This window comes from uncultured Kocuria sp., from assembly GCF_947500125.1.
Taxonomy (GTDB): Bacteria; Actinomycetota; Actinomycetes; order Actinomycetales; family Micrococcaceae; genus Kocuria.
In genome coordinates this window covers 18,277-38,081 of record NZ_CANMRA010000007.1, presented here as the reverse complement: position 1 = coordinate 38,081, position 19,805 = coordinate 18,277, and the positions used below count along the sequence as shown (strand labels likewise).

Here is a 19,805-nt window from a genome sequence, read left to right as displayed (position 1 = left end):
ACGTGGACTGGACTTCCGTCCGGATCCGGGGCGGCGGAGGTCGGGCGGGACTCAGAGATCGCGCAGCTGCGGATCCACGAGCCCGTACTGGTACGCCTTGATGAGCGCCTGCACGCGGTCGCGGACCCCGAACTTCTCACAGACCCGCCCGAGGTAGGCCTTCACGCTGCCCTCGGAGACGTGCATCTGCTCGGCGATCTCCCGGTTGCTCAGCCCCTGTGCCAGGAGCGTCACGGTCTCCATCTCCCGGTCGGTCAGCAGGGAGCGCAGGGCGCTGTCCGCCGGGCGCGCCGCCTGCTGCTGGTCCGGGACGGAGATGACGTTGTCCGCGAGTGCTCGGGCGATCGCCGGGGAGAGGGCGATCTCGTTGTTGAGCACCTGGTTCACGGCGTCGATGATCTCGTCGGGCCGGGCGTCCTTGACCAGATAGCCGGCCGCACCGGCACGCAGGGCCGGCACCACGAACTCCAGGGTCGAGAACGTCGTGAGAGCCAGCACCTTGGAGCGGGGACTGCGCGAGGTGATCTCCCGGGTGGCGTCGATCCCGTCCATCACGGGCATCTTCATGTCCATCAGCACCACGTCCGGGTCGATCGCCAGACATCGGTCGACGGCTTCACGTCCGTTGGACGCCGTCCCGATGACCTCGAATCCGGGCTCGGCGGAGAAGAAGGACTTCAGGGCCTCCAGCATCAACGGCTGGTCGTCCACGACAAGCACTCTGCAATCAGTCACTCACACAGTCTATTTTTCCGTGTCCCCCAAAGTGCAACACGTCATATTCGACAAAAGTCACAAACGGTCTGGACAAAGGTCGATAGGTGCACACGGTTAACGTTGGCAAAATGGAAGCTACCAGGGCAGCACACCCCCCTCGCGGCCGGGACATCTCTCCCCCCTCACCGGCCGCAACCCCCCGATCCGGTGCTGTCCTCGTGATCCAAGGAGCCCCCCATGTCCAAGAAGAAGCTGACCACCGCCATCGCCTCCGCCGCCCTCGCCGCGTCCTTCATCGTCGGCCCGGCCGCCCCCGCCAACGCCCTCATGGTCCAGAAGCCGCAGGCACCCGGCTACGTCATGTGCGGGTGGTTCCCGTTCCTCTGCCGATGATTTTTCCTCGGATGCGGTACACCATTGGGTGTGACTGACATAGCAACACTTGCAGAGCGACCACCTCGCACAGCACCGAAGACACCGTTCTTCCAAGCCGAACCCATCGGCATGTGGCTGTCCGTGGTGGTCCTTCTGTATGCCGGCGTCATTCTGCTGACGCAGCTCCAGTACCTGTTCCAGCATTTCACGGGCGACGCCAACGCCGACCTCATGCTGACTCTCGACGCCATCCTCTCCTCGGCGGCGATCGGCATGATCGCCTGGCGGTCGACCTACGCCTCGGCTGCCTCGGTGGCGTGCCTGGTCACGTCGCTTCTGGCGAACTACCAGGCCTCCGCCATCGTCACCGTCTTCGTGGTGACGGCCGCGGTCGCCGCCACGGCGACCAGGAAGTTCCTCGTCGTCCACCTGCTCGTGTACTTCGCCTGGGGGGTGGCCGCCGCCACGTTCCACGCCCCCTTCGACTCCCCCTTGTTCTGGTTCACCTTCAACGGACTGCTCGTGGCGACCCTGGCGGGTTCCGCGGTCAGGTACTTCCAGGGCCAGCGACGCAAGAACGAGGAGCGGGTCCGGGACCTGGAGGTCCTCAACGAACGGCTCCGGGAGGACGAGCGGCAGGCGCTGGCCCGAGACCTGCACGACGTCGTCGCCCACGAGCTCACCCTCATCACGATGCAGACCATGAGCCGGCGCCGCTCCGGGGACGTGGGCGAGCTGCACCAGGTCCTCGAGACCGTGGAGGACGCGGCCCGCTCGGCCCTGCACGAGCTGCGGGTGATGCTGCGGCTGCTGCGCAACGAGAACGAGGGAGAGCATCCCCGGGACGTCACGGGCGCCGGCCTGTCCATCGGCAGCCTGGAGCACGTGGTCACGTCCCTCGCGGCGAGCCTGCGGGACCTGCGCTTCGAGCCGGACGTCGCCGTCACCGGGGACCTCGAGGCCATGCCCACGACCGTGCGCGGCACGGCTGCCCGGATCCTGCAGGAGTCGGTCACCAACATCATCAAGTACGCCCCGCGCGGGTCCGGCTGCCGGATCGAGGTAGCGGCGGACGAGCACGAGCTGCGCCTGCGAGTGCTGAATCCCATGCCCCGCAGCCACCAGCGCACGGGCAACCAATCCTCGGATCTGTCCTCGGGGCTCGGCCTGCGGGGCATCGCGGAGCGCGTGTCCCTGCTGGGCGGGCACGCCGAGAGCGGGCCGCAGAACGGGCAGTGGGTCCTCGACGTGTGCCTGCCCGTGGACGGCCGGGACGCCCTGTGACCCGCCGGGCCGAGCCGGACCCCGGCCTGGCGCGGCGCGTGGTGGACGTCGTGGCCGGGATCCCTCCGGGCCGGGTGCTGTCCTACCGGGACGTCGCGGAGCTGGCGGAGTGCCGCTCCCCGCGCGCCGTGGGCACGGTCATGGCGCGCAACCCGACCGGCGAGGAGCTCCCGTGGTGGCGCGTGGTCACCGTGCAGGGCACCCTCGCCGAACACCTGCAGGCCGAGGCCCGGGACCGGTACCGCGAGGAGGGCACTCCCGTGCGCGAGGACGACCGGCACCTCGTGCGCGTGGACATGGTCCGCGCGCTGTGGACCCCGGGCTCCCCCTGCGCGTAGGTCCTGCTCCGCTCACCGGATCGTGGCCCAGGATGAGCACTCGAGGGATCAACACTCGAGCCCAGCGCTGACCACCCGTGCTCGGGCCCGGCGCCCGGACCCGGTGCTCATGCGCTGGGCCGCACGCCCCGGTTCAGAAGTCCAGCGGGCCCGCCACCTCGAAGAAGTTGCCGTCCGGGTCGAAGGTCCGGCCGGTGAGCCGCTCGAACGCCTCGACGTAGCGCGCGCGGGTCCGCTCCACGACCTGCTCCGGCAGCGGGGGCACGGGGCCGGTCCCGTTCCAGCCGGACTCGTCCGAGCGCAGCCAGTCCCGCACGTACTGCTTGTCGAAGGAGGGCTGGGCCTTGCCCGGCTCGTAGGTCTCGGCGTCCCAGAAGCGGGAGGAGTCCGGGGTGAGCACCTCGTCCCCGAGGGTGATCGCGCCGCGGTAGGAGTCCAGCCCGAACTCCACCTTGGTGTCCGCCACGATGATCCCGCGCTCGCGGGCGATCCTCTCGGCGGCGCCGTAGATCTCCAGGGTCAGCTCGCGCAGCCGGTCGGCCACGGCGTGGCCGACCCCGTCGGCCATCTCCTGGAACGTGATGGGCAGGTCGTGCTCACCCACCTCCGCCTTGCCGGTCGGGGTGAAGATCGGCTCGTCCAGCCGGGAGCCGTCCACGAGCCCCGGGGGCAGCGCGATCCCGCACACCTCGCCGGTCTCCCGGTAGTCCTTGAGCCCGGACCCGGTCAGGTAGCCGCGGGCGATGCACTCGACGGGGAACATCGACAGGTTCTTGCAGACGACGGCCCGCCCCCGGACGGACTCGTGCACGTCGGTCGACAGGACGTGGTTGGGCACGTCCGCGAGCTGCTCGAACCACCACAGGGACAGCTGCGTCAGGATCTTGCCCTTGTCCGGGATCTCCGTGGGGAGGATCTCGTCGAACGCGCTGATCCGGTCGGTGGCCAGCACCAGGACCGAGCCGGCCCGGTACTCGGCGTCGTCGTAGATGGCCACGCCCGTGGCCCGCAGCCGCGACTCGTCGGGGACGTAGAGCTCCCGGACCTTGCCGGAGTAGGTGTGCCTCCACCCGGGGATCTCGGGAGGAGTGGTGACGGTGCCCTGCTCGGTCATGCCTGCTCCTGACGGGGTCGGGGATCGGAGGCACCGGGGACGGTGATGCGGCCCCGGGCGGCCTTCAGCGCGATGTCGGTGCGGTGCTGGGACCCGTCGAGCGTCACGAGGCCCACGCCCCGGTACGCGCGTTCGCGGGCGTCGTCGAGGTCCGCCCCGAGGCCGACGACCGCGAGCACCCGCCCGCCGGCGGAGACGATCCGCCCGGCGTGCTCGCCCTCGCGGGCGACGGCGGTGCCGGCGTGGACCACGTGCACGCCCTCGAGCGCCTCGGCCTCCTCCAGCCCGCCGATCGGGTCGCCCTTCCGGGGGCTGTCCGGGTAGTCCTGCGCGGCGACGACCACCGCGACGGCCGTCTCGGGCCGCCAGCGCAGCCGCTCCGCCTCGTCGAGGCGCCCGGCCGCGGCGTCGCGCAGCAGCCGCCCGAGCGGAGTGGTGAGCCGGGCCAGCACGGCCTGGGTCTCGGGGTCCCCGAAGCGGGCGTTGAACTCGATGACCCGCAGACCGCGGGTCGTCACGGCCAGCCCGCAGTACAGCACGCCCACGAAGGGGGTGCCCCGGCGGCGCATCTCGTCGACCGTGGGGCGGGCCACGCGCTCCACGACCTCGTCCACGAAGCCCTCGGGCAGCCACGGCAGCGGCGTGTAGGCGCCCATGCCGCCGGTGTTGGGGCCCTCGTCGTCGTCGTGGATCCGCTTGAAGTCCTGGGCGGGGCTCAGGGGGATCACGCGGGAGCCGTCGGTGAGCACGAACAGGGACACCTCGGGGCCGTCGAGGAACTCCTCGACCACCACGCTCCCGCCCGCGGCGAAGCACGCGGCGGCGTGCTCGAGCGCGGCCGCGCGGTCGGAGGTGACGACCACGCCCTTGCCGGCGGCGAGCCCGTCGTCCTTGACGACGTACGGGGCGCCGAAGGTGTCGAGGGCGTCGGCGGCCTCCTCCTCCGTGGTGGCGACCCGCGCCATCGCGGTGGGCACCTCGGCGGAGGCCATGACCTCCTTGGCGAACGCCTTGGAGCCCTCGAGCCGGGCGGCGGCCCGGGAGGGACCGAAGACGAGGAAGCCCGCCTCGCGCAGGGCGTCGGCCACACCGGCCACCAGCGGGGCCTCGGGACCGACGACGACGAGGTCCACCGCGAGCTCGCGCGCCAGCGCGGTGGCCGCGGCGGGGTCGTCGGCGTCCACGGCGTGCACCGGGACGAGCTGTGCGATCCCGGCGTTGCCCGGCGCGCAGTGCACCTGCTCGACCTCGGGATCTGCCAGCAGTGCGCGGATGATTGCGTGTTCGCGGCCTCCGGGGCCCAGTACCAGAACCTTCACGCCCTCAGGCTAGTTGGCGGCAGCGGCAAGTGGCACATCGTTCCCGGCATGCGGGCACGCTCCCGCGGGATCGGTGGTTCCCGGCCCCGCTGACATACTGGGGCGATGGAGACCTTCACCTCGGAACGTGCCGTGGACCTCGCCGTGCTCGAGCGCAGCGGCTTCGTCGAGTCCCGCCACCGCGGCTCCGCCGTGGTCCTGGCCCCGGACGGGTCCGTGGCGGTGGCGCTGGGCGACATCGGCACCCCGATCTTCCCCCGCTCCACGCTCAAGCCGTTCCAGACCATCGCCGCCATGAAGACCGGTGTCCCGCTGCGCGGGGCCCAGGTGGCCATCGCCTCCGCGTCCCACATCGGCTCCTTCGAGCAGCTCGACGCCGTGAGCTCGATCCTCGGGGCCGCCGGCCTGACCGAGGACGCGCTCCAGTGCCCGCCGGACTGGCCCGAGGACGAGGAGGTCCGCACGGAGCTCGTGCGGGCCGGCCGCGGCAAGGCCCGGATCTGCATGAACTGCTCCGGCAAGCACGCCGCGTTCCTGTGGGCCTGCACCGAGAACGACTGGCCCACGGACAGCTACCTGGACCCGGAGCACCCCCTGCAGCGGACCGTGCTGGAGACCGTCGAGGAGTTCTCCGGCGAGCGCGTGGCCCACGTGGGCGTGGACGGGTGCGGGGCCCCCCTCGCGGCGATCTCCCTGACCGGCCTCGCCCGGGCGTACTCGACCCTGGGCCGGGCCGCGGGCAACCTCGACGCGGACGCCCGCGCCGCCACGGTGGCCCAGTGCATGCTCGACTACCCCGAGCTCGTGCACGGGCCCGGCCGGTACAACACCGTGGTCATGGAGGAGCTGGACGTCGTGGCGAAGCTCGGGGCGGAGGGCGTGCTCGCGCTCGGCACCCGCACCGGGTGGTCGGTGGCGCTGAAGGTGCTCGACGGCGGCTCCCGCGCCAACGCGCTCATCGGCCTGAGCCTGCTCGCCCACGCCGGGGCCGTGCCCGCCCCGGCGGCCGCCGCGGTGATCGGCCGGGTGGTGCGCCCGGTCATGGGCGGGTCCCGCCCCGTCGGCCGGCTCCGCCTGGCGGAGCCCCTCCTGGAGCTGCTCGGGCCGGAGCTGGTCCGGGCGCTCGGGCAGGACTAGGCCATGGCCCGCCGCCGCGTCGATCCCGCCGACGGGACCCTGGCCCTGAGCGCCTGGCGCGCGGACCCGGACGGCACCCCGCGCCGGACCGTGGCCACCGCCGTGCGCTACTCCCTCGAGGAGCTCGCCGAGCGGGTGCCCGGCAACAGCGTGGAGGTCCGCGTCCCGCCCTTCGGCGTGACCCAGTGCGTGGCCGGGCCCCGGCACACCCGCGGGACCCCGCCCAACGTCGTCGAGACCGACGCCCGCACGTGGCTCGGCCTGGTCACGGGTGCCGTGACCTGGCCGGAGGCCGTCGCCTCGGGCGCGGCTGTGGCCTCGGGCACAAGGACCGATCTCGCGGACGCCCTGCCCCTCTTTCCCCGGTAGCCTTGAGGACATGAGTTCCACTCCCTCATCCCCTTCCGCGCGCCCGTCGCCGCGGAAGTTCCCGCGCCGGCGCCGCCGGGAGCGGACGGTCGTGCCGCTGGCCGCTTCCGGCAGCCAGCAGATGACCCTGCGGCGCGCTCCCAACATCTGGGCGTTCGTCCTGCTCGGCGGTGTCCTCGGCGCCGTCGTGGGCGTGCTCGTGGGACTGTCGGGCGGGGGCAGCGCCGAGTTCACCCAGGGGGCCGTGACCCTGTTCATGGTCTCCGTCTGCACGGTCCTGGGCCTGGCCGCGGGGGCCCTGGTGGCCCTCGTGCTGGACCGGGTCTCCGTGGCCCGGGCACGGGCCGTCACCACCGAGGTCGTGGACGGGGACGACGGCGCCCCCTCCGGCCCCCCGGAGGACGCGCCCCGGCCCACCGACCCCCGACGCTCGAGAGAAGGCTGATCGACGTGGTTCGCCCTGATGGACAACTCAGCCACGACCTGCTCCCCGGAGAGAAGGGCCCCCAGGACGCGTGCGGCGTGTTCGGCGTCTGGGCCCCCGGCGAGGAGGTCGCGAAACTGGCCTACTACGGCCTCTACGCCCTGCAGCACCGCGGCCAGGAGTCCGCCGGCATCGCCGCGAGCGACGGCAACCGCATCGCGGTGTACAAGGACATGGGCCTCGTCTCGCAGGTCTTCGACGAGGCGACCCTCACCACCCTGACCGGGCACCTGGCCGTGGGCCACTGCCGGTACTCGACCACGGGCGGGTCCCACTGGGCCAACGCCCAGCCGACGCTGGGCGCCACCCCGCACGGGACCGTGGCGCTCGCGCACAACGGCAACCTCACCAACTCGGCGGAGCTCTACGAGAAGCTCATCGACAAGTCCGGGTTCCCCTCCCAGGGCGAGATGGCGCAGGGCAACACCACGGACACCGCGCTGGTCACCGCGCTGCTGGCCGAGCACCCGCACGGGTCCCTCGAGGACGCGGCCATGCACCTGCTCCCCCAGCTCGTGGGCTCCTTCTGCCTGGCCTTCATGGACGAGAACGCCCTCTACGCCGCCCGCGACCCGCAGGGCATCCGCCCGCTGGTCCTCGGCCGGCTCGAGCGCGGCTGGGTGGTGGCCTCGGAGACCGCCGCGCTGGACATCGTGGGCGCGTCCCTGGTCCGCGAGATCGAGCCCGGCGAGTTCGTGGTGATCGACGAGCACGGCCTGCGCTCCCAGCGCTTCGCCGAGACCCGCCGCGCCGCGTGCGTGTTCGAGTACGTCTACCTGGCCCGCCCGGACACCACCATCAACGGCCGCTCCGTGTACGAGTCCCGCGTGGAGATGGGCCGCCGGCTCGCCCGGGAGCACGGGATCGACGCGGACCTCGTGATGCCCACCCCCGAGTCCGGGACCCCCGCGGCCATCGGCTACGCCGAGGAGTCCGGCATCCCGTTCGGCAACGGCCTGGTCAAGAACGCCTATGTAGGACGAACGTTCATCCAGCCCTCGGACACCATCCGCCAGCTCGGCATCCGGCTCAAGCTCAACCCGCTGAAGTCCGTGGTCGCGGGCAAGCGGCTCGTGGTCATCGACGACTCGATCGTGCGCGGCAACACCCAGCGCGCCCTCATCCGGATGCTCCGGGAGGCCGGGGCCGCCGAGATCCACGTGCGGATCTCCTCCCCGCCCATCAAGTGGCCGTGCTTCTACGGCATCGACTTCGCCTCCCGCGCCGAGCTGATCGCCAACGGGCTCGGGGTCGAGGAGATCAGGGCGTCCCTGGGGGCCGACTCCCTCGGCTACATCTCCGAGGACGGGATGATCGCGGCCACCCTGCAGGAGCGCACCGAGCTGTGCACCGCCTGTTTCTCCGGGACGTACCCCACCCGCCTGCCGGACGCGGACAAGCTGGGCAAGAACGTCTTCGAGACCCGCAGCACGCCCGTGGACTCCTCGCCCCGCCGCGCCCCGGGCGGTCCGTCCGTGGCGCAGCGCCCGGAGCACGCCTCCGCCGTGTCCATCGACACCCGCCCCTCGGCCACCGACGGTCTCAGCCGCCGGCCCGCCGAGCGCACGAGCATCTCCGACGAGGATCCGGGCATCCAGGAGACCTGCACCGGGTGCGACCCCGGACCCGACGCGGACCTCGAGGACCTCATCCTGCCCGAGGACCGCGTCCCCGCCGGACCCGCCACCGGACCCGCAGCCGGGACCGGACCCCAGCACGCCGCCCAGCACGAGACCGCGAAGGACGCCTGACATGGCCCAGCCCCCCTCCTCCACGAACCGCACCGTCACCTACGCCAGCGCGGGCGTGGACGTCGAGGCGGGAGACCGCGCCGTCGAGCTCATGAAGAGCGCGGTGAGGGCCACGCACACCCCCCGCGTGATCGGCGGGGTCGGCGGGTTCGCGGGCCTGTTCGACGTCTCGGAGCTGCTCACCTACCGCAAGCCCTACCTCGCCACCTCGACCGACGGCGTGGGCACGAAGGTCGCGATCGCCCAGACCCTCGACGTGCACGACACGATCGGCTTCGACCTCGTGGGCATGGTCGTCGACGACATCGTCGTGGTGGGCGCCAAGCCCCTGTTCATGACCGACTACATCGCCACGGGACGCGTGGTGCCCGAGCGGATCGCGGACATCGTGCGCGGCATCGCCGCGGCCTGCGAGCAGGCCGGAACCGCCCTGGTCGGCGGGGAGACCGCCGAGCACCCGGGGCTGCTCCGCCCGGACGAGTACGACGTGGCGGGGGCCGCCACCGGTGTGGTCGAGGCCGACGAGCTGCTGGGCCCCGACCGCGTGCGCGCCGGCGACGTGGTGATCGGCATGGCCTCCTCCGGCCTGCACTCCAACGGGTACTCCCTGGTCCGCAAGGTCATCAACGTGGCCGGGTGGTCGCTGGACCGGCAGGTCACCGAGCTCGGCCGCACCCTGGGCGAGGAGCTGCTGGAGCCCACCCGCGTCTACGCCGCCGACGTCCTGGACCTCGCCGCCGCCTTCCCCGTCAACGGCCCCGACCGGACCACGGGCCGCGGTGTCCGCGGCTTCAGCCACGTGACCGGCGGCGGCCTCGCCGCGAACCTCGCCCGGGTGCTGCCCGCCGGGCTCGAGGCCACGGTGGACCGCAGCACCTGGGAGCTGCCCGCCATCTTCCAGCTCATCAGCCAGCTCGGCAACGTCCCGCTGCCCGACCTCGAGCGGACCCTCAACCTCGGCGTGGGCATGGTCGCGATCGTCGACCCGTCGGTGGCCGAGGACGCCGTCGCCCACCTCACCGCCCGCGGGCTGCCCTCGTGGGTCATGGGCACCGTGGGCGAGATCGACCCGGACGCCGACCACGGCGGACCCGACTGGGTTCAGGGCGCGAAGGGCGTGGACGGCGGCGCCGTGCGCATGGTCAACGCCTACACGGGCTGATCCGGCCGCGGGAAGCAGCGGCGAGAACAGCGAACGCCCCGCCGGCCGGCGGGGCGTTCGCTGTGGTGCGGTGCAGTGGGTACGCGAAGAAGGTGCTCGTCCTGGACGGGCACCTTGTTGCGTCGTGCGGTGGAGACGAGCGGAGTCCCCGGTGCTTACCGGCGGAAGTCCTCGTCGTAGTCGTCGGCGTACTTGTCGACGTAGGCCGAGTAGTCGTCCTCGTCCTCGTCGACGGTCTCCTCGACCGGCTCGCGCAGCGGGGGGATCTGCTCACTGCCGCGCAGTTCCCGCTGGAGTGCCGTGAGGTCGGTCTGCGGGCTGAAGTACTTCATCTCCCGCGCCTGCCGTGTCGCCTTAGCCTTTTGACGGCCGCGCCCCATGGCGTGACCCCCTCTGTCTCTTGGTCCGGACGGCGGCACTCAGGCACAGAGTACGGCCCCGGAAATGTCGTATGAATGGTTCGTGAGACCAGGGTACATGGTTTGTCAGCCCCTTGCGCCCGGTCCGCGGCCCGCGCGGTGGACTGTCGGCAACCTCACGGGAGGCGGGCGGAACCCGGTCCGGGTCCGGCGGTGGCGGGCCGTCGCCGGGTCCGCCCGACGGCGGCCCGCCGCCCTGCCGGGCCGTGCGCGCCGCGGCCCGCGGCGCGCACGGCGGCCCCGCCCGGGGCTCAGCTCGCGGCGCGGGCCCCCTCGGTCACGGCGGTGACGGTGAGCCCGTCCGCCACGACGTCGGCGTCGACGTCCACCCGGACCGTGTCGCCGTCCACGACCGCCCCGGAGAGGATGGCCCGGGCGAGCTTGTCCCCGATCTCCCGCTGCACCAGCCGGCGCAGCGGCCGGGCGCCGTAGGCCGGGTCGTAGCCGGTGATGCCCAGCCACTCGGTGGCCGCCGGGGTGACGTCCAGGCCCAGTCGGCGCTGCCCCAGGCGCTCGGCCAGCTGGGCGACCTGGATGTCCACGATCCTCGCCAGGTCGGACGTGGACAGCGGGTCGAACAGGATCACGTCGTCGAGCCGGTTCAGGAACTCGGGCTTGAACGAGGCGTTGACCACGTTCATCACCGCCTGCTTCTTCGCCTCCGGCTCGACCGTCTGGTCCACCAGGAACTGGCTGCCCAGGTTGGACGTGAGGATCAGGATCACGTTGCGGAAGTCCACCGTGCGCCCCTGCCCGTCGGTGAGCCGCCCGTCGTCGAGCACCTGCAGCAGGATGTCGAAGACGTCCGGGTGGGCCTTCTCGATCTCGTCGAGCAGGACCACCGAGTAGGGGCGGCGCCGCACGGACTCGGTGAGCTGGCCGCCCTCCTCGTAGCCGACGTAGCCCGGAGGGGCGCCGACCAGCCGGGAGACCGTGTGCTTCTCGCCGTACTCGGACATGTCGATGCGCACCAGCGCGCGCTCGTCGTCGAACTGGAACTCCGCCAGGGACTTCGCGAGCTCGGTCTTGCCCACGCCGGTGGGTCCCAGGAACAGGAACGAGCCGATCGGCCGGTTCGGGTCGGAGATGCCGGCGCGCGAGCGGCGCACGGCATCCGCGACGGCCTGCACCGCCCGGCGCTGGCCGATGAGCCGCTTCCCGAGCACCTCCTCCATGTGCAGCAGCTTCTCCGTCTCCCCCTGGAGCATGCGCCCGGCGGGGATGCCGGTCCAGGCCGAGACCACCTCGGCGACGTCGTCGGCCGTGACCTCCTCGGAGACCATCGTGTCGTGCGGGGCGGAGGTGTCCTCCTGCTCCTGGGCGACGTCGAGCTCCTTCTGCAGCGCGGGGATCTCCCCGTAGAGCAGCCGGGAGGCCTCGCCGAGGTCGCCGTGGCGCTGGGCCATCTCCGCCTGCGAGCGCAGGTTGTCGATGCGCTCCTTGAGGTCGCCGACACGGTTCAGACCGGCCTTCTCCTCCTCCCAGCGGGCGTTGAGCGCGTCCAGGTCGGCCCTCTTGTCCGCGAGCTCCTGCCGCAGCGCGGCGAGGCGCTCGACCGACGCGGGGTCGGTCTCCCGCTCCAGCGCGAGCTCCTCCATGGTCAGGCGGTCGACGGCGCGGCGCAGCTGGTCGATCTCCTCCGGCGCGGAGTCGATCTCCATGCGCAGCCGCGAGGCGGCCTCGTCGACCAGGTCGATGGCCTTGTCCGGCAGCTGCCGGCCCGGGATGTACCGGTGGGACAGCGCGGCCGCCGCGACGAGCGCGGAGTCCGCGATCTGCACCTTGTGGTGGGCCTCGTAGCGCTCCTTGAGACCGCGCAGGATCGCCACGGTGTCCTCGACGGAGGGCTCGCCGACGTAGACCTGCTGGAAGCGGCGCTCCAGGGCGGCGTCCTTCTCGATGTTCTCGCGGTACTCGTCCAGGGTGGTCGCGCCGATCAGGCGCAGCTCGCCGCGGGCCAGCATGGGCTTGAGCATGTTCCCGGCGTCCATCGAGCCCTCGGCGGCTCCGGCGCCGACCACGGTGTGGATCTCGTCGATGAAGGTGACGATCCGGCCCTCGGACTGCCTGATCTCCTCGAGCACGGCCTTGAGCCGCTCCTCGAACTCGCCGCGGTACTTGGCGCCCGCCACCATGGACCCGAGGTCCAGGGAGATCAGCGACTTGCCGCGCAGCGACTCGGGCACGTCCCCGGCGACCATGCGCTGGGCGAGGCCCTCGACCACAGCGGTCTTGCCGACACCGGGCTCGCCGATCAGGACGGGGTTGTTCTTGGTGCGGCGCGAGAGCACCTGCACCACGCGCCGGATCTCGGAGTCCCGCCCGATGACGGGGTCCAGCTTGCCGTCGCGGGCCATGGCGGTCAGGTCGGTGCCGAACTTCTCGAGCGCCTGGAAGGTGCCCTCGGGGTCGGGGGTGGTCACGCGGCGGTCTCCTCTCACGGACGGGACGGCGGTCTTGAGCTGGTCGGGTCCGGCACCCGCGTCCCGCAGGATGTCCCCGACCTTCCCCTCCTGCTGGGCGAGGCCGTACAGGAGGTGCTCGGTGGAGATGTACTCGTCACCGAGGGACTGGGCGAACTGCTCCGCGGCCTGGATGACCTGCAGCGCGCCGCGGTTGAACTGGGCCTGGGCCGTGGCGGCCCCGGACGCGGAGGGCAGGGCGTTGATGGCAGCGCTGGCCTGCGCGGAGACGGCGTCGACGTCGGCCCCGGTGGCCTTCAGGACGGCGACGGCCACGCCCTCGCGCTGGTCCATGAGGGCCTTGAGGACGTGGGCGGGCTCGACCTGCGGGTTGCCCGCGGTCGAGGCGTTGGTCGAGGCGGCGGAGAGTGCCTCCTGGGACTTGGTGGTGAACTTGGTCTCCACTGCGGCTCCTTGGGTGTGGGCGATCGGGGACGAACCGACCCGGGCACTGCTCTTCAGTGAGTGCGGCCGAGCAGTTCAGCTAACCTGAGTCTATCCCACTCAACCCTGGACCGACAGGGTGTATTCCAGCCCCCTCCGCCGGCGTCGGCAGCCGGAGAACGGCGCGGACCCCTGCCGGACGAGCCTCACGAGGTGCTCGTCCGGCAGGGGTCCGCGCGGTGCAGGTCCGGCAGGCCTCGGCGCCGGTCTAGCAGGTGCTCCGCCCCGTCAGCTTGTCCCGGAGCCGGTCGACCATGCCGACACCGGGCCCGACGGTCTTGTGGAACAGCCCGGAGTGCGGCGCGTGGGGGTGCGGCCGGGTCGGCGCCACCTTCTTGGCGTTCTGCACCTTCTCGCCCAGCTCCACGAGGTCCCCGGCCGGGATGTGGGCCCGCAGCTTCGGGAACTGGTCGGACTCCTCGTCGTCGATGTGGTGGCGCAGCTGGGACTGCATCTCCCGGATCAGCTCCAGGAACGCCGGCTCGGAGGCGTCGACGCCCTCCACCTGCTTCATGACCTGCACGAGCTCGTCGTGCTCCTGTTTGTCGTGCTCGACCTCCTCGGCGCCGCCGGGCAGGTGCTTCTCCATCGCCGGGTAGACGTACATCTCCTCCGCGACGGCGTGGCGCATGACCTCCGCGATCACGGTGTCGGCCAGGTCCCGGCGCCGGCCGGCGTCCGGCGCGCCCTCGATCTGGCCGAGCAGCTCGAGCATCTCCCGGTGGTCGGTGGTGAGGATGTCGATGACATCCGCCCCCGGCCCCGCGGTGTGGGTGTCGGTCATGGGACGTGCCTCCTTGACGTGGTGGTTCGCGGTTCCGTGGCCGACGGCGCGAGTGCCGGCGCCCGAGTGCCGCACAGTCCCGTACCGCCGTTCAGCAGTGTGCTGATCACTGGTGACTCCAGGCCAGACGGACAGCGGTCGGCCAGGTCCCGCCGGCTCGTGACGCACCCCGGCGCAGGACGACGGGCGGCCCCGGACCGGCGCCCCGGACCGGTGGCTCAGAGGAACTCGACGCCCTGGGCCAGGGGCAGCTCACCGGAGTGGTTGACGGTGTTGGTGGCCTGGCGCATGTAGTTCTTCCACGAGTCGGAGCCCGACTCGCGGCCGCCGCCGGTCTCCTTCTCGCCGCCGAACGCCCCGCCGATCTCCGCGCCCGAGGTGCCGATGTTCACGTTGGCGATGCCGCAGTCGGAGCCGGCCGAGGAGAGGAAGCGCTCCGCCTCGAGCTGGTCGTTGGTGAAGATCGCCGAGGACAGGCCCTGCGGCACGCCGTTGTGCAGCTCGATCGCCTCGGCGAACTCCGAGTAGGTGAGCACGTAGAGGATCGGGGCGAAGGTCTCCTCCTGCACGACCGCGCTCTGGGCGGGCATCCGCACGATGGCCGGCTCGACGTAGAAGGCGCCCGGTTGCTCGTCCGCCAGCACCCGCCGGCCCCCGGTCAGGACCGTGCCGCCCTGCTCCTGGGCGGCGCGCAGCGCCTGCTGCATGGCGTCGTGGCTGTTTCCGTCGATCAGGGGTCCGACCAGGTTCGAGGCCTCGCGGGGGTCCCCGATGCTGAGCGTGCCGTAGGCCTGCACGAGCTTCTCGACGAGGTCGTCCACGACGGACTCGTGCACGATCAGGCGCCGCATGGTGGTGCACCGCTGCCCCGCCGTGCCCACGGCGGAGAACACGATCCCCCGCAGCGCGAGATCGAGATCGGCGCTCGGCCCGACGACGGCGGCGTTGTTGCCGCCCAGCTCGAGCAGGAGCCGGCCGAAGCGGGCGGCCACGCGCGGGGCGACCTCGCGGCCCATCCGGACCGAGCCGGTCGCCGAGACCAGCGCGACCCGGGGGTCGTCGACGAGGTGCTCGCCGCCCGCGCGGTCGGCGAGCACGAGCTGGTGGATCCCCGCGGGCGCACCGCAGTCCTCGACGGCACGGCGCAGCAGCGCGTCGGCGCCGAGGGCACAGAGCACGGCCGCCTCGGAGGGCTTCCACACCACGGTGTCCCCGCAGACCAGGGCGAGGGCGGTGTTCCAGGAGTAGACGGCCACGGGGAAGTTGAAGGCGGAGATCACCCCGACGACCCCCAGCGGGTGCCAGGTCTCCATCAGCCGGTGCCCGGGGCGCTCGGAGGGCATGGTCCGGCCGTAGAGCATGCGGGACTGTCCGACGGCGAAGTCGCAGATGTCGATCATCTCCTGGACCTCGCCGCGGGCCTCGGAGGTGATCTTGCCGGCCTCGGCCTGCACCAGCACGGCGAGGTCGTCCTGGTGCTCGGTCAGCAGCTCGCCCCACCGCTTGACCACGGCCCCGCGCACCGGCGCCGGGACGTCCCGCCAGTGCGGGAAGGCCCGGTGGGCCCTGTCGACGGCCGCGGTGACGTCGTCCCCGGTGGCCCGCGGCAGCGTCACCAGCACCTCGCCGGTGAGCGGGCTGCGGGCCTCGAGCCCGCCGGAGAGGGCGTCGACGTCGACGCCGCAGGCCCGGAGGGCGCGGCGGACCTCGGCGGCGAGGGTGGTCTCCTGGACGGTCTGGGACATGGTGCTCCTCCTGGTGCTGACGGGTGCTCGTTCGTGCGGGGTGCGGCTTCCGTGGCGGGCTCGGGATCGGGACGAGAGGTCGGGCGGGGTGCTCAGCGGGCGGCGACGGCGGCGAGCTCCTCGCGCAGCCGGGCCACCGACGCGTCCTGCTGACGCCGGTACAGGTCGTGGGGGTCGGCGACGGGACGGCCGACGACGTCGGACAGGACGGTGAGGTCGTAGTCGGTGCCGCGCTGGGCGTCGTCGCGGAAGCCCTCGTCGGTGAGGTTGGACCGGAAGATCCCGGCGGCCGAGCGCGGCAGGAAGTCCTCGTAGACGATCGGCTGCGGCACCGCGACGCCGGCCTCGATCAGCACCTCGAGGCTCACGCCCGGGCCGGGAACGGACTCGCCGGCCCGGGCCAGGGCGTCCCGGTCGAGCGCGTACGTGAAGTACGCCAGCCCCTGGACGGCCAGCTCCTTCTCGGTCCGGGGCAGGTTCTCCTCCCACACGGTGCGGGCGACGTCGACCCGGACGCCGCGGCCCTCCCCGGCGGCCAGCCGGCGGTCGGTCTCGGCGACCATCCGGTCGTAGAGGTCGCGCCCGGCGGGGGTGAGGGCGACGCCGCGCTGCTCGACCTCCCCGAAGCGCACCCGCAGCGCACCGGGCCCCACGGTGCCGTCCTCGAAGCGGAAGACCCGGTCCTCGGCCAGCGCACGGAAGGAGGTCTGGCGCAGCAGCACGTCGGGGCCGTCCCACCGGGGCGGGCCCTGGATCTCGTCGATCATGGCGATCCCGAGCGCCTCCATGCGGGCGTAGAGGTCGTCGATGTCGAGCACGCGCGGGGTGAGGTGGTTGATGTGGGTGGTGGGGACCCCGCCGATGTCGGCGGCCACGGCCGAGACCGCCTCGAGCCTCCGGTACCAGGCGTGGTCGACCGGTTCGGCGGAGAGCTCGAAGGACCCGGTGGCCAGGTCCAGCAGCCGCTCGGCGTCGGGCTCCGCCAGACCGCCGTGCTCGGCGGCCCGGTCGGCCAGGTCCAGCAGCTCCTGCGGGAAGAGGGTGCGGTGGCCGATGAACTCCTCGAGCTGCCGCTGGAGCTCCCGGTCGAAGAAGCGGGGGTCGTCGGCGGCCAGCATCGAGGTGAAGACCCGGAACGGGTTCCGGGCGAGCTCCTCGGGGTCGGTCGGGCGGAAGGCGGTGGAGACCACCGGCACGGAGGACGCCGAGGCGTCGCGCAGGTCGTAGAAGCCCACCGGGTGCATGCCGAAGGCGGCGAAGACGCGGGCCACCTGCGCCAGCTCCCGCGGCGAGCCCACCCGGATCGCGCCGTGGCGCTCGGCCGTGACGCGGTCGATGCTGCCCAGGCGCTCGGCGTCGGCGCCGTGGCGGGCCAGGTGGTCCTCGTTCACGGCGGCCGAGACGTCGACCAGGGTGGTGTAGGCCGGCACCTCCCGGCCGTACATCACCGACAGCCGGCGGGCGAACCGGGCCCGCAGCTGCCACAGCTGCTGGAAGGTCATGGTGGGGGTTCCTCTCCTCGGACGGGGACGGGGGACGGGGGACGGGGGACGGGGGACGGGTCAGATGATGTTCACTTCGCGCAGCACGGACTCGGCGGCGCGGAAGCGGTCGGCGGAGAAGCGGCGAGGATCCAGGAAGGACGGTCGGCCCAGGTAGAGGTCGGCCACCAGCTCCCCCACGGCCGGGCCCTGCAGGAACCCGTGCCCGGAGAACCCGGTGGCGTAGAAGAAGCCGGGCAGCCCGCGCGCCTCGCCGATGAGCGCGTTGCGGTCCGGGGTGTTCTCGTACAGCCCGGCCCAGCCGCCCTCCAGGTCCGGGTTCTCGAGCTGCGGGGCGCAGACGGCGGCGGCGGCGTTGAGCTCGGGCAGCCAGTCGAAGTCGAACTCCCGGGCGAAACCGGGCTCCTGCTCGTGGGAGATGCCCAGCAGCAGGCCGTTGCGGTAGTTGTGGTGGTAGAACGTGGTCGAGAGGTCCAGGGTGAAGGGCACCCGCGGGTAGACGACGGGCCGTTGGCGCGTGAGGCCGATGAGGCGCCGGACCGGGGTGACGGGCAGGTCCACCCCGACCATGACTCCGATCCCGGCGCTCCACGCCCCGGCGCAGCACACGAGCGCACCCGTGCGGATCGTCCCCCGCTGGGTGGTCACCGACTCGATGCCGGCGGCGGTGCGCTGGACGTCGACCACCTGGGTGCGGTCGAGCACCGTCACCCCGAGCTCGACGGAGGCGGCGGCGTAGGCGGCGACCACGGCGCCCGGGGCGGCGAATCCGTCCCCCGGGGAGAACGAGGCCCCCACCAGCGCCGCGGGGTCGAGCAGCGGGTTGATCTCGGCGGCCTCGCGGGGGGACACCATGCGGCTGTCGACCCCCAGGGCGTTCTGGACCGAGGTGGCTCCCTCCAGGTCGTCGACCTCCGCCCCGGACCGGCCGAGGAAGAGATAGCCCACCTGCTGGAACCCGATGTCCGCCCCGAACCGCTGGGGGAACCGTCGGAAGGCCTCCAGCGAGCGGCGGCCGAGCTCGATGTTGCCCGGGTCGGAGAAGTTGGCTCGCACCCCGCCCAGGGGCTTGGCGGAGGACCCGCTGCCCAGCTCGGCGCGCTCCACCAGCACGATGTTGCGCACCCCCCGGGACGCGAGGTGCCAGGCCGTGCTCAGGCCCATGATCCCGCCGCCGACGACGACGACGTCGGCGGCCGGTGGCTGGGCCGTGGCGAAGCTCGGGTCCAGCGGGACGATCTGGTCCGGCACGGGGGCCTCCCTCGGCGCTGCTCCGTGCGGAGTGCGCCGTCCGGCCCAGCCACTCCACCTCATCGGTTATCGATAACCAGCATGATCGGGCGGTCCGCGCGGGTCAAGGGATGACGCTCGTCGTCGAGGCGGGGCCCGCGCCGGGGCCGCTCTGCGGTTCGGCCCCGGCCGGCGCCCGGCCGGCGCCCGGCCCCTCAGGGGCAGGCGTAGTCCAGGTGCCGGATCATCCGCTGCGCGGCGAGCTCGGGATCCCCGGCGACGACGGCCTCGGTGATGCCCCGGTGCTCCTCGGCGCTGCTCCGGACCAGGCCCCGCTCCTGCAGGTGATAGGAGCCGTTGATGCGGGACTGGTCCCGCAGGTTCTCCACGATCGCCGTCCACCGGCTGTTGCCGAGCAGGTCCACGAGCGCCACGTGGAACCTTTGGTCGGCCTCGAGATACTCGGGCATGCCGTCCGCGCCGGCGGCCTCCACGGTCCGTTCGGTCAGCGTCCGCAGCAGCGCGGCCTGCTCGGCCGGAACGCCGGCCGCGGCCACGCGGCGCACCGCCTCCACCTCGATGAGGCGGCGGAGGTCGTAGACCTCCTGCTTGTCGCGGTCCGTGAGCTCCACCACGCGGAAGCCGCGATTGCGCACGAGCTCGAGCAGTCCCTTGTTGACCAGCGACATCATGGCCTCCCGCGCAGGGCTGTTGGACACCCCGAGACGGGCCGCGAGGCCGTTGGCGGAGTAGATCTCGCCGGGCTTCATGGCCCCGCTCAGCAGGGCACGGCGGATCAGGGCCTCGGTCGAGTCCTTGAGGGTGGAGCGGGAGAGTTCCGCGGGCTGGAGACCGTCGCCCCACGGGTCGATTCGCCCCATCTGCCCTCCCGGCCCGTCCTGCGTCCCGAGCGACCCCCGGAGGAGGCCTGTCGACTCCTGGGAAACATAGCAGTCGGCCCGACCCGCTCGACGGGCACCGCCCCCGTGCCGTGCAGCCGGGTCCTGCCCGACGACGACAGGGGCTCCGGGCCGCTCCCCACCCCGACGGAAGGGAGCGCGATGCATATCACACAGGTACCCGATCTGTCCAAGATCACATGCCCGAACCCTTGGAGGTCCTCGACATCGCCCGTAATGTCGGAGGTTCAACCAGTTCGGCCCGACGAC

Annotated in this window: 18 protein-coding genes; 8 read left to right on the top strand and 10 right to left on the bottom strand. The window is 72.5% G+C overall.

What is annotated here, in order from left to right:
- Positions 1-51: 51 nt before the first annotated feature.
- The gene (locus Q0817_RS06625) at positions 52-735 is read right to left on the bottom strand and encodes a response regulator transcription factor (RefSeq protein WP_298585372.1); all 684 of its coding nucleotides are present in this window, start codon (positions 733-735) and stop codon (positions 52-54) included.
- 219 nt (positions 736-954) lie between these two features.
- Here Q0817_RS06625 and Q0817_RS06620 point away from each other — a divergent pair, with 219 nt between their 5' ends.
- The 3 genes from Q0817_RS06620 to Q0817_RS06610 all read left to right on the top strand — a co-directional run bounded on the left by Q0817_RS06620 (position 955) and on the right by Q0817_RS06610 (position 2,714).
- The gene (locus Q0817_RS06620) at positions 955-1,110 is read left to right on the top strand and encodes a hypothetical protein (RefSeq protein ID WP_157571337.1); all 156 of its coding nucleotides are present in this window, start codon (positions 955-957) and stop codon (positions 1,108-1,110) included.
- 111 nt (positions 1,111-1,221) lie between these two features.
- Positions 1,222-2,376: a sensor histidine kinase gene (locus Q0817_RS06615; protein ID WP_298585371.1), complete on the top strand. Its 1,155-nt coding sequence runs from the start codon at positions 1,222-1,224 to the stop codon at positions 2,374-2,376.
- Positions 2,373-2,714 carry an MGMT family protein gene (locus tag Q0817_RS06610; protein ID WP_298585370.1) on the top strand — a complete coding sequence of 114 codons (342 nt, stop codon included), beginning with the start codon at positions 2,373-2,375 and terminating at the stop codon, positions 2,712-2,714. The genes Q0817_RS06615 and Q0817_RS06610 overlap by 4 nt, the downstream gene beginning before the upstream one ends.
- Positions 2,715-2,847: 133 nt before the next feature.
- Here the strand turns inward: Q0817_RS06610 and Q0817_RS06605 are convergent, their stop codons facing one another.
- Both Q0817_RS06605 and purD read right to left on the bottom strand, forming a co-directional pair.
- A complete protein-coding gene (locus Q0817_RS06605; protein WP_298585369.1) occupies positions 2,848-3,828 on the bottom strand; it encodes a phosphoribosylaminoimidazolesuccinocarboxamide synthase in 981 nt (326 codons plus the stop codon).
- Positions 3,825-5,147, bottom strand: coding sequence for a phosphoribosylamine--glycine ligase (gene purD, locus Q0817_RS06600; RefSeq protein WP_298585368.1), 1,323 nt, complete (start codon positions 5,145-5,147; stop codon positions 3,825-3,827). Before purD ends, Q0817_RS06605 begins: the two co-directional genes overlap by 4 nt.
- Positions 5,148-5,252: 105 nt before the next feature.
- Between purD and Q0817_RS06595 the strand changes: the two genes are divergently transcribed.
- From Q0817_RS06595 to purM, 5 genes are read left to right on the top strand one after another with little or no spacing between them, the layout of a single operon-like run.
- Positions 5,253-6,284 (top strand): asparaginase, encoded by a 1,032-nt coding sequence (locus Q0817_RS06595; protein ID WP_298585367.1) that lies wholly within the window; start codon positions 5,253-5,255, stop codon positions 6,282-6,284.
- A gap of 3 nt (positions 6,285-6,287) precedes the next feature.
- Positions 6,288-6,653, top strand: coding sequence for a sterol carrier family protein (locus tag Q0817_RS06590; protein ID WP_298585366.1), 366 nt, complete (start codon positions 6,288-6,290; stop codon positions 6,651-6,653).
- Between the two features lie 10 nt (positions 6,654-6,663).
- Entirely contained in the window at positions 6,664-7,098 is a 435-nt protein-coding gene (locus tag Q0817_RS06585) for a hypothetical protein (RefSeq protein ID WP_298585365.1), read from the top strand.
- Positions 7,099-7,103: 5 nt separating this feature from the next.
- Entirely contained in the window at positions 7,104-8,888 is a 1,785-nt protein-coding gene (gene purF, locus Q0817_RS06580) for an amidophosphoribosyltransferase (RefSeq protein WP_298585364.1), read from the top strand.
- A 1-nt stretch (position 8,889) separates the two neighbouring features.
- The gene (purM, locus tag Q0817_RS06575; protein WP_298585363.1) at positions 8,890-10,050 is read left to right on the top strand and encodes a phosphoribosylformylglycinamidine cyclo-ligase; all 1,161 of its coding nucleotides are present in this window, start codon (positions 8,890-8,892) and stop codon (positions 10,048-10,050) included.
- Between the two features lie 155 nt (positions 10,051-10,205).
- Here the strand turns inward: purM and Q0817_RS06570 are convergent, their stop codons facing one another.
- From Q0817_RS06570 to Q0817_RS06540, 7 genes are all read right to left on the bottom strand, one after another.
- Positions 10,206-10,430, bottom strand: a complete 225-nt coding sequence (locus Q0817_RS06570) for a DUF3073 domain-containing protein (protein ID WP_298585362.1) — start codon at positions 10,428-10,430, stop codon at positions 10,206-10,208.
- 290 nt (positions 10,431-10,720) lie between these two features.
- Positions 10,721-13,336 (bottom strand): ATP-dependent chaperone ClpB, encoded by a 2,616-nt coding sequence (gene clpB / locus Q0817_RS06565; RefSeq protein WP_298585361.1) that lies wholly within the window; start codon positions 13,334-13,336, stop codon positions 10,721-10,723.
- 247 nt (positions 13,337-13,583) lie between these two features.
- Positions 13,584-14,159, bottom strand: a complete 576-nt coding sequence (locus Q0817_RS06560; RefSeq protein WP_298585360.1) for a hemerythrin domain-containing protein — start codon at positions 14,157-14,159, stop codon at positions 13,584-13,586.
- 218 nt (positions 14,160-14,377) lie between these two features.
- Positions 14,378-15,904: an aldehyde dehydrogenase family protein gene (locus Q0817_RS06555; RefSeq protein WP_298585359.1), complete on the bottom strand. Its 1,527-nt coding sequence runs from the start codon at positions 15,902-15,904 to the stop codon at positions 14,378-14,380.
- Between the two features lie 92 nt (positions 15,905-15,996).
- Complete coding sequence (locus tag Q0817_RS06550) at positions 15,997-17,406, bottom strand: 2-oxoadipate dioxygenase/decarboxylase family protein (RefSeq protein WP_298585358.1); 1,410 nt, start codon at positions 17,404-17,406, stop codon at positions 15,997-15,999.
- Between the two features lie 60 nt (positions 17,407-17,466).
- On the bottom strand, positions 17,467-18,657 hold the full coding sequence (locus tag Q0817_RS06545) for an FAD-binding oxidoreductase (RefSeq protein ID WP_298585357.1): 1,191 nt from the start codon (positions 18,655-18,657) through the stop codon (positions 17,467-17,469).
- 194 nt (positions 18,658-18,851) lie between these two features.
- Positions 18,852-19,517, bottom strand: a complete 666-nt coding sequence (locus Q0817_RS06540; protein WP_298585356.1) for a GntR family transcriptional regulator — start codon at positions 19,515-19,517, stop codon at positions 18,852-18,854.
- Positions 19,518-19,805: the final 288 nt, after the last annotated feature.